Genomic DNA, 8,221 nt, shown 5'->3' on the forward strand with positions numbered 1-8,221 from the left:
ATTCCGATGCATCCATCATGATACTGTTTCGCTTTCCGATGTGGCGGTTCGCGCCGCAACACCGCGACCGAGATAGGCTTCAATCACTTTCGGATGCGTCCTGATGTCGTCCGCCCCGCCTTCCGCGATCTTGCTGCCATAGTCGAGCACGACGATATGATCGGAGACGGTCATGACAAGCCGCATGTCATGTTCGATCAGCACGACCGCAATGCCGAGTTCCGAGCGGATCCGCAGGATCAGCGCTTTGGCGTCCTCCGTCTCTTGTGGATTCATTCCGGCTGACGGTTCGTCGAGCAGCAGAAGCTTCGGCTTCGTGGCGAGCGCGCGTGCTATCTCGAGACGCCGCTGCTCGCCATAAGCGAGACTTCCAGCCAGCGCGTCGGCTTTCCCCGTGAGACCGACGAATCCCAGCAATTGAGATGCGTCCGCGATCGCGGAACGCTCCTCATTTCCGTAGGCGCGCGTGCGGAACAGCGCGCCCCAATATCCGGAACGCATATGCATCGATCGTGCGACGACGACGTTTTCGAGGGCCGTCATTCCCGTGAAAAGACGGATATTCTGGAACGTCCGGGCCAGGCCAGCAGCCGCGACCTGATCTGGTCTGAGGCCGACGAGGTCAACACCGTCGAGCAACGCCGCACCAACGTCTGGGCGGTAGATTCCGGTGATGAGGTTGAAGAACGTGGTTTTGCCTGCCCCGTTTGGTCCGATCACCGAAACGATCGATCCGCGCTCGACTTTGAGGGTGACGTTGTCCACCGCGGTCAGGCCGCCGAACGACTTGCGCAGGTTCGACACGTCCAGGAGGAGATTGTCGGTCACGAGGCGCTCCCGGCATTTCCGGCGGAAATCGGACGTCGTTCGGCGGGGACCAGGCCACGCGGTCTGTACAGCATCATGGCGATCAGGATCAGGCCGAAGATCAAGCGCTCGTATTTGGAGGGCTCGAACTGCGTCGGCAGGTTGGCGAAGGACCAACCGAAAATCTCGAATCCAGTCGCGCGCAAGTGGTTCAGTCCGGCCGAAAGCGATTTCAGGACCTGCAGATTGAGGATCGTGACGAGGCCGGCACCCATCATCACGCCACGTATGGAGCCGAGCCCACCCAGCACGATCATCGCAAGAACCCCGATCGACTGATTGAAATCGAAGCTTTCCGGGCTGACGAAGGTCTGCTTCGCGGCAAAGAGGACGCCCATCGTACCCGCGAAGGCAGCGCCGGTCGCGAACGCGATCAACTTGGTCCTCACCAGCGGAACGCCCATGGCCTGCGCGGCGATCTCATCCTCGCGGATCGCCAACCACGAGCGCCCGATGCTGGAGCTGTCCAGCCTGCGATTGGCCAGCACGGCGACGAGAACCAGCGTGAGCACGACAGCATAGTAGATCAACGCCTGCCATTTGAAGGCCGGGGCCGTGGTGGTTGCGAGCGTACCGGCAACCTCCGTGAGCGGCTGCGCGATTCCCGCGATTCCCTGCGGGCCGTTTGTGATGTTCAAGGGTTTGTCGAGGTTATTGGCGAGGACGCGGATGACCTCGCCGAAACCCAGCGTGACAATGGCGAGATAGTCGCCTTTCAACCTCAGTACCGGTAAGCCGAGCAGCGCGCCCGTACCGGCGGCGACGAAGACGGCGACGATCGCGATGACGAAAAACGCATCGCCTTGCAGCGGAAATCCCGTGCCGAGCAATGCGGCTCCGTGGGGAGAGCTGACAATGGCCCACAGGTAAGCGCCAACCGCGAAGAACGCGATGAAACCGAGATCCAGCAGGCCCGCGAAGCCGACCACGATGTTCAGTCCCAGCGCCAGCACCGCGAATATGCCGACCTGAATGGCGACATCGAGATAGAAGGTGTTGCGCATTCCGACCAGCGGCAACGCGCACAGCAACACGAAGGCCAGCACGGGCATGCCGACGCGCGGATCGCACTTGTCGAAGTCGCTGGCTATGAAGAGCGGCGCAAGAAGCGCGAGGAACGCGACGGTGTCGATCAGGCCGTTGCCGGTGAAGACGAGCACGCACAGCAGGGTTACGACCAGCGTGTAGGCGATCAACCACGCGGATCTGCCGGGAAAAAAGCCGTGGGCCATGAATCAAACCTTTTCCGTGGAGGGACGCCCGAGCAGGCCGGTGGGTTTGAAGATCAGAATGAGGATGAGTATGCCGAACGCGAAAATGTCCTTGTATTCGGTCCCTATGGCGTTGTTCGTCAGGATAGGAACGAATGTACCGATCAACATCTCGATCAGGCCGAGCACGATGCCGCCAACCATGGCGCCGGGGATCGACCCGATTCCACCGAGGACCGCGGCGGTGAACGCTTTCAGGCCGGGTATGAACCCGGAGAACGGATCAACTCGCCCGAACTGCAGCGCATAGAGCGTTCCCGCGACGCCGGCGAGCGCGCCACCGATGAGAAATGTCAGCATGACGATACGATTGACGTCGATGCCCATCAGGCTCGCCGCCATGCGGTCGGTGGCGACTGCGCGGATCGCCTTTCCAAGGCGCGTTTGGTTGACGGTATACCTGAGCCCCACCAGCATCGCTCCGGCGGCAATCAGGATGACGACCGATTTCATTGGAATGCTGTCGTTAGGTGTCAGCGGCAGCGGAATGTCGAAGAAGGGCATCGAGGGGAATGGCCGGATGAATTGGCCGAACAGGCTTTCGACGAAGCGCACGGCGTCCTGCAGGAAGAGGCTGATGCCGATGGCTGTGATAAGCGGCGCCAGCTTTGGCGCGTTCGAACGTCGCAAGGGCCGGTAGGCGACCCGCTCGGCGAGTCCGGCGAGTGCGGCTGAGACCGCAGCCGCGACAATCATGGCGAGCGCCAGTTGCAGGACGGGGTGGAGCGGGGAGCCGGCGAGGACATAGGTGAGCAGTTCGACCGCGACGACGGCGCCCACCATGAAGATTTCAGAGTGGGCAAAATTGATCAGGCCCAGGACGCCGTAGACCATCGTGTAGCCGAGCGCGATCGTGGCATAGAGGAGGCCGAGGATGAGCCCATCCGCCAGGGTCGGTGGAAGCAATTCGAGAGCCAACTGGAAGGACATGTCGAAGTTTTCCGAAGAACGCCATTGCGGCGGGCGCCGCGTCTAAGTCGGGGACCGGAAGGGATGGCCGCGGGGCGGAGAGACCCCGCGGCCGTCGTGGACATCGATCGCGACCTGGTCAGGAGCCGCCGGGGGCGGCGACATCGATGATCTTTACGATCTTGTTGGCATCAGCGGACTTGCCAGCTTCGATCACGACGTATTTCGCGCTCGCGATGTCGCCGCGATTATTGAAGGCGATCGAGCCGGTCACACCGTCGAACTTGACCTCGCGAACGGCCGCTGCGACCTGAGCGCGGCTGGGAATGGCGCCGCCCTTTGCCTTCGCGGCGGCGACGATCGCCTCGATGATCACGCGCGCGCTGTCATAGCCGTAGGCGGAGTAAACCTCGGGCTCCTTGTTGAACTTGGCCTTATAAGTCTGTGCGAAGGCCGCGGCGGCCGGCATTTGCGACAGCGGCAGCGCCGTCGTCGTAAAATAGGCGTTCGTCATGTTCTCCGGCCCGGCGATCTTTTGCAGGTCGCCGCTGTCCAAACCGTCGCCACCAAGGAAGGCCGCCTTGAGGCCCTTTTGCCGCATCTGCTTGATGATCAGGCCGCCCTGGGGGTAGGTGCCACCGTAGTAGATGAGATCGGGCTGGTCGACACGAGCGCGATTGAGGATCGACGAGAAGTCGGTCTCATTCTGGTCCATGCCGGTGGACAGGATGACATTGGCGCCGTTCTTCCGAACCGCTGCTTCAAAAGTCTGGGCGATGCCGGAGCCATAGGCCGACTTATCGTTGATGATGTAGAGCTTCTTTGCCTTCAACGTCTCGGTCGCGAAATTGGCGCCTGCCGGCCCTTGAACGTCGTCGCGGCCGCAGATGCGGTTCGCGATGGCGTGCGTCGTCTCACGATCGGTAATCGCCGGATTCGTGTTGGCCGGCGAGACCATCGCGAGATTGTCTTTGGCATAGACCTCAGAGGACGGAATCGCCACGCCGGAATTGTAGTGGCCGACGACGCCGAGCACCGCGGGGTCGTTGAGGATCCGGTTGGCGTTGGCGACACCGACGTTCGGCGTGGCCTGGTCGTCCTCCGGCTGGAGCGAGAGTTGGAAGCCCATGTCGGTCAGCTGCTTGCCGAACTGGGCGACGGCCAGCTGAGCGCCGAGCATGATGCCTTCGCCCGCCACGGATTGTTGTCCCGAGAGAGGCGATTGCGTGACTATCTTGATTGCACCTTTGTCTTCCGCGAACGCCGCGCAGGAGAGCAGCATCAGGCCGGTGGTTGCCGCAACTAGCGTCTTCATCAATTTCATGGTGACTTCCCCCTTTTCGAGAGCGCCCGATCGGCTTACCCAGATCGGCACAAACACGCCTGGGATGGGATCATCGATTGGGGGATTTCCGCTGGCTATTTGGCGGCTTGCGTCATCATGACGTTTGCTTATGCTCACGCAGCATCAAATAGCGCCAGAATGTCTGGTCAGAGCGAAAGGCCTTATGCCATCGGTGTCGGGCATTTGGAGAACTGATTGGCGGCAGCTTCGTCCGGCCCGCGGCCGGCCGGGCAGGGTGGGGCGTTGCGAGATATGGCGAGGCTGGTGACTGCCAACGCTCGACGACATCCCGTCTTCCTGCCGATCAGAGCGGCAGTTGAAGCCTAAAAACTGGACATTTGGCGACCGCGCGCTGCGTTGGCGAACGGCGCCAGTTCGGCAATCGCTGTCTTTCTTGTCGGGGGATCTCCGTCGGCCGTGGCATCCAAATCGGTGCGATGATCCACGGGGGATCACTGATCGAGGCGTCTCTGCTTGCGCCGCCGCGGGGTTTCCATATTATGCTTTTGGAGCATCAAATAGCGTCAGGTGCGAATGGTCCAGGCGAAAGTCATTGTGAAATCGGCGGAGGATTCCGCCAGCGAGATGCAGCGATCCTTTGCGGAGAATCTTCGTCTGGCCTGCAGTTACGCGCCATCCGTTTCGGAGGTCTGTCGTCGCCTCGACATCAACCGTACGCAGTTCAACCGCTATCTGCGCGCGGCGGCGCGTCCGTCGCCCAATATTCTCAATCGCTTGTGCGATTATTTTGGGGTTGAAGCGACGGAGTTTCATCTGCCACCCACGCAGTTCGCGCGCATCATATCGCTCAAGCGGCGTACGTCGAAGCCGCGTCCGCCTTACGCAGACTCCATCGACAAGCTGCGCGCGGCGTCGCTGCCAACGCTGCGGGGCTACGTCGGATACTACTACGTGTACTACTATTCGATGAGCTCGCCGGGGAAGATCCTGCGCGGACTCATGCATCTGTTCACGCACCAGAACCAGGTCTACTACCGGCGCATCGAACACTTCTCCGATCCAGAGCGGCGGGGGGCCGCCTACAAGTGCCGATACTCCGGCGCCGCCTTGTTTCTCGAGGATCGGATATTTCTGATCGATTCCGAGACGCTGACCAGCAACGAGGTTACTCAGACCATTCTGTTCCCTTCACGGCGCAACAAGATCGCCCGGCTGACCGGGCTGATCATGGGCGTGTCGTCCGGAAGCCAGCGCAGAATTGCCTGCTCCCGCGTGCTCTTCGAATGGTTGGGCGCGGAGATCGCAATCCGGCCCGCGTTGAAGAATTGCGGGCTGTTTGCGCCCGATGCGGCGGCGATCCCGCGATCGATACGGGACATGATCGACAATACGATGCAGCCGGGCGTACCGCTGTTTTATCCGGTTGACGCATGATGCAGCAGCCGCCGTTCACGACACCGCGCTAAGCGCGACTTGAAGGCGTTTGCCGCGCGTGATCGTGATCCGGTAGCGCCTCGGACAATTCCAGCCAAAGCCGGACGAGCGCTGCCTCGGCCGTTTCCTCGTCGCCATTCTCCACGCCAAGACGCCAGAGTGGGGCGCCGGCTGCGTAAGCGCCGGGTGTGAGGCCGCCTTGCTCGCACTGGCTAACTGCCCGCAACCGACATCCCCTTCGGATAGCAGCATCGAAAGCATCAAGGAGATCATTGTTGCTCGTGATCGTGCCCGCTCCAAACAGCCGTATGACCGCGCCATCCAACTCCGCCAGTGCGGCTGAAACCATGCGTGCGGGCACGCCGGGAGAAATCGTGAGAATCGACACGCGTACGTCGCCGAAACGCCGTGGGCGAAACTGCGGCGCGCCAATCGGGGGTGTGACGGAGCGAAAGGAGTCTGGCGCGAGGGAGTGGCGCTTGACCAGTCCGGACGCCGCGATCGTGCGCCCAGCGAAAGCGAGCCACACGCCGGGTGGTGCGGTGAGGGCCGATTGAAGTGCGAGTGCAAGATTCGACTCAGCGTCGCCGCCCGTGCCGAGTGGGCGCATCGCACCGCTCAGGATAATCGGAAATGGCGCACCCGCCAGAGACTGACTGAGCGCGGCTCCGGTGAAGCTCATCGTATCCGTGCCATGCGTGACGACAGCGCCGTCGCCGGACCAGCCTTCGAGATGTGAAATAATCCGGTTCCAGTGTTCGCGGCCAATGTCGGCGCTATCGACAAGGGGGTCGAACGAGCAGATCGACAAGCGCGCGCCGGGCGGTCCAAGCGTAGCGGCGGCGTCCTCCAGCACGCCCGCGGCTGGCGTCAGTCCGTCGGCAGACCCACGCATGCCAATCGTTCCGCCTGTGTGAATGAGCAGGATTTCGCGGCAGCGCTCGTCCGACACCTTGGCTTTGCGATCTGCGTCCGCGTCCATTGACACCGCGCCGCCGATGCCGCCGGGGGCGCCCGACATCATGTTTGAAGGCCTGGTCGCGGCATGCCCTGCCTTCCGGCAAGCGAACGGTCAACCAGTTCGCGTGCGACCAGGTCGGTGACGTCGATCAGCATTTTGTTGGTTTCGATATCCGAGATCAGCGGCAATTCGGTGCAAGCGAGAATGACATGATCCGACGTCAGTCTGTCGACGAGGGTCCGAAGGCGTGGCCGCAGCGAGGGATCACGACTGCCGAGACGTTTCACGTCGAGAATGAGGTTGTGCAGCTCCGCGGTATCGGCCGGCGTCTCGATCGCCACGATTTCCTGCAGCGATCGATAGGCAGACCATGGCCCAAGGCTCGTGACCGGAGCGGCACCCAGAAGGGCAATGCTGTCGACGCGGTTACATGCAACCCAGGCGGAGAGCGCAGACTGGAAGGACACGAATTCCCCTGGCAGGCCAAGCGAGATGATGCGAGGCGCAAACAAGTTGAGAGTGTTGCAGGCAACGGCATAAGCGTCCGCCTGTACGGCTATCGCGGCGATCGTTTGCTTGAGGCTGTGCCAGACAATTTCTTCGTTCTCTTGAAGGTCCATCGACAGCCCCAACGTGGGCTCCGACAAGACCACCACCCGCGGGGCGTCGAGATCTCCGCGGAAATCCCCGCCAAAAAGCGTCTGGTTGCGGGCAAGAACCTTGCTCCAAAGATCGATTCCGGCCTCAGGGCCAGAGCCCGCGACAATCCCAATTGACGCGCGCGTCGCCCCTTCTGTCGTCGGCTTCATAGTGTCGCCCTTGTTCGTCGAACACACGCGCGTAGAATCTCATTCGCGACCTCCAAGCCAATTTCGCTCTCTGTCGCTTGATGATGCGAAATGATGCTGGAAGCGCGCCAGAGAGCGTTGCGACTCTGGCGTCATAAGGCTTCACAGGCGGGCAGCGTTGCGTACCCAGCTTGGATTGCCGTAGTTTGGCTGGAGCTAGCTCAAATTGGGCCCATGATGGATTGGAGCGAGAGTTCAAGCGTTTCAATAGTCGCCCGTGAAGAATTCGGAAGCAATTGGTCTGTCGCTGTGATTTGACGTGAGGAAGTATTCGATTGTGCAAGAAAGCCGTAGGTAGGTGTTGGTTTTCTTGCGTTTTTGGATTCCGGATTTGGCGACTTCGTGATTCCTTTGACGGCGAGATTCGCTGTTGGGGAGAACCCATGAGCCATCCGCGCGACGATCGTCAGGACGATCTGTTTCGTCCATCTCTGGAGAAGATCATCAACCTTCGCCATCCGTTGGTGCGTCTGGCGGCGGAGATCGATTGGGACTTCCTGGCGGGACGCTTCAGTTCGGTCTGTCGCCTCGGGCCGGGGCAGCCACCGTTGCCGACACGATTGGTAGCCGGACTGTTCATCCTCAAGCACATGCACAATCTCTCTGACGAGGCGCTGTGCGATAG

The 8,221-nt window shown here is 61.3% G+C and carries 7 protein-coding genes and 1 pseudogene; 2 read left to right on the forward strand and 6 right to left on the reverse strand.

Going from position 1 to position 8,221, the window contains the following annotated elements; all coding sequences use genetic code 11:
• Window positions 1-15: 15 nt before the first annotated feature.
• The 4 genes from YUU_RS52550 to YUU_RS52560 form a co-directional block, all read right to left on the reverse strand.
• Window positions 16-828 carry an ABC transporter ATP-binding protein gene (locus tag YUU_RS52550; RefSeq protein WP_051390011.1) on the reverse strand — a complete coding sequence of 271 codons (813 nt, stop codon included), beginning with the start codon at window positions 826-828 and terminating at the stop codon, window positions 16-18.
• Window positions 825-2,099 carry a branched-chain amino acid ABC transporter permease gene (locus YUU_RS52555; protein WP_051390012.1) on the reverse strand — a complete coding sequence of 425 codons (1,275 nt, stop codon included), beginning with the start codon at window positions 2,097-2,099 and terminating at the stop codon, window positions 825-827. The genes YUU_RS52550 and YUU_RS52555 overlap by 4 nt, the downstream gene beginning before the upstream one ends.
• Window positions 2,100-2,102: 3 nt before the next feature.
• Complete coding sequence (locus YUU_RS0133090; protein WP_035664041.1) at window positions 2,103-3,068, reverse strand: branched-chain amino acid ABC transporter permease; 966 nt, start codon at window positions 3,066-3,068, stop codon at window positions 2,103-2,105.
• Between the two features lie 118 nt (window positions 3,069-3,186).
• Window positions 3,187-4,371: a branched-chain amino acid ABC transporter substrate-binding protein gene (locus YUU_RS52560; RefSeq protein ID WP_035664044.1), complete on the reverse strand. Its 1,185-nt coding sequence runs from the start codon at window positions 4,369-4,371 to the stop codon at window positions 3,187-3,189.
• 555 nt (window positions 4,372-4,926) lie between these two features.
• On the opposite strand from YUU_RS52560, the gene YUU_RS0133100 reads away from it, so the two are divergent.
• Window positions 4,927-5,787 (forward strand): helix-turn-helix transcriptional regulator, encoded by an 861-nt coding sequence (locus tag YUU_RS0133100; RefSeq protein WP_051390013.1) that lies wholly within the window; start codon window positions 4,927-4,929, stop codon window positions 5,785-5,787.
• 28 nt (window positions 5,788-5,815) lie between these two features.
• Here YUU_RS0133100 and YUU_RS0133105 read toward each other — a convergent pair whose 3' ends face one another.
• Window positions 5,816-6,811, reverse strand: coding sequence for an asparaginase domain-containing protein (locus tag YUU_RS0133105; RefSeq protein ID WP_245288168.1), 996 nt, complete (start codon window positions 6,809-6,811; stop codon window positions 5,816-5,818).
• The gene (locus YUU_RS0133110; RefSeq protein ID WP_245288169.1) at window positions 6,808-7,380 is read right to left on the reverse strand and encodes an aspartate/glutamate racemase family protein; all 573 of its coding nucleotides are present in this window, start codon (window positions 7,378-7,380) and stop codon (window positions 6,808-6,810) included. Before YUU_RS0133110 ends, YUU_RS0133105 begins: the two co-directional genes overlap by 4 nt.
• A 599-nt stretch (window positions 7,381-7,979) precedes the next feature.
• On the opposite strand from YUU_RS0133110, the pseudogene YUU_RS0133115 reads away from it, so the two are divergent.
• A pseudogene (locus tag YUU_RS0133115) lies at window positions 7,980-8,221 on the forward strand (IS5/IS1182 family transposase); the annotation flags it as partial.

The organism is Bradyrhizobium sp. Ec3.3, from assembly GCF_000472925.1.
Taxonomy (GTDB): Bacteria; Pseudomonadota; Alphaproteobacteria; order Rhizobiales; family Xanthobacteraceae; genus Bradyrhizobium.

What these genes read in the sequence shown, in the direction of transcription:
- YUU_RS0133105 (WP_245288168.1), bottom strand. Translation starts at nt 6,811, where the DNA reads ATGATGTCGGGCGCCCCCGGCGGCATCGGCGGCGCGGTGTCAATGGAC.
- YUU_RS0133090 (WP_035664041.1), bottom strand. Translation starts at nt 3,068, where the DNA reads ATGTCCTTCCAGTTGGCTCTCGAATTGCTTCCACCGACCCTGGCGGAT.
- YUU_RS0133100 (WP_051390013.1), top strand. Translation starts at nt 4,927, where the DNA reads ATGGTCCAGGCGAAAGTCATTGTGAAATCGGCGGAGGATTCCGCCAGC.
- YUU_RS52555 (WP_051390012.1), bottom strand. Translation starts at nt 2,099, where the DNA reads ATGGCCCACGGCTTTTTTCCCGGCAGATCCGCGTGGTTGATCGCCTAC.
- YUU_RS52560 (WP_035664044.1), bottom strand. Translation starts at nt 4,371, where the DNA reads ATGAAATTGATGAAGACGCTAGTTGCGGCAACCACCGGCCTGATGCTG.